The sequence below is a fragment of the Dulcicalothrix desertica PCC 7102 genome, assembly GCF_003991905.1.
GTDB lineage: Bacteria > Cyanobacteriota > Cyanobacteriia > Cyanobacteriales > Nostocaceae > Dulcicalothrix > Dulcicalothrix desertica.
In genome coordinates this window covers 276,739-277,793 of the sequence record NZ_RSCL01000013.1, presented here as the reverse complement: position 1 = coordinate 277,793, position 1,055 = coordinate 276,739, and the positions used below count along the sequence as shown (strand labels likewise).

At 37.2% G+C, this 1,055-nt stretch carries 1 protein-coding gene; it reads left to right on the top strand.

The features are described 5' to 3' along the window. Positions 1 to 416 precede the first annotated feature (416 nt). Positions 417 to 611 (top strand): CHAT domain-containing protein, encoded by a 195-nt coding sequence (locus DSM106972_RS26770; RefSeq protein ID WP_127083547.1) that lies wholly within the window; start codon positions 417 to 419, stop codon positions 609 to 611. Positions 612 to 1,055: the final 444 nt, after the last annotated feature.

Here is a 1,055-nt window from a genome sequence, read left to right as displayed (position 1 = left end):
ACACATAATGGCAGCAGATCAAGGTTATGCCTGGGTGCCAGTGGATTACCGCTGGCGTGAACCCTAAAGGATTCATAGCATGTGAAATGGGCGCCCTCATGTTTATACGTCCATTCATAAGTCAGTAGTGAAGCCAGGGCAAACGCATCTAAATTCTAGGTGCCTTGTCTAGTAAAGGTTTCAGATTTTAGTAACAAAACTAAACAATAGACAAAAGCTTTGTTCAGTACCTCAAACAAACTGATTGATGGCGCCAGCAATTGTGACTAAGTATAACAACCAGCTTTCTATTCCTACTCAAAGGATTGGTATAAAACAAAGGGTGCAAGCAATTCAAATTCCAAGTAGATTATGATGTTTTAAGTCCCCCTAACTCACGATAGTTAGGGGTATTTAAGTTATTAACCGAAGGATAAATTTTATATAATTATAAAGTTGATGATGAATCCACAGCTAAATTAATTGGCAGCTTTTACGAGCATCTTCGTCAAGGGATGAGTCGAGCCAAAGCGCTCTCTACTCCTAAAAAACAATGGCTACAACAAAATTCAAATGAACGTAAACATCCAGGTTATTGGGCGCCTTTAATTTTAGTAGGAAATTGGTTGTAAAGCAAGTTAACGTTTTCAAACTATAACCATAGCAAAATTGAGGCAATCGTAAGAGAAAGCTGATTATTATTTCTCTTAATATAATTCTTCTCGTGCGCGAGTAAATACCTAGATTCCCGACTTCTTTAAGAAGCCGGGAATCTTATTTTTCACAAATGATGTGCAGACTGCTATATCAAAACTGTATAACATCATAAGAATCTGACAAATTGTATCCTTTCAGGAGGGTAAATAACCAAAATAATTCGCAATTTACCTTCGGTACACTTCGTGAACACGAAGGTCATAACTTGGTAGAGACGTGATTAATCACGTCTCTACGTCTTTTCTGGAAAGTAAAATATAACTTCATCTAAATCAAGATAATCATGTATAAATGCTTTTCTTAGCAATGGGTAAGGTATGTACTCATCATACTTCTGTAGTTGCGGCGCCTCTGCTTCA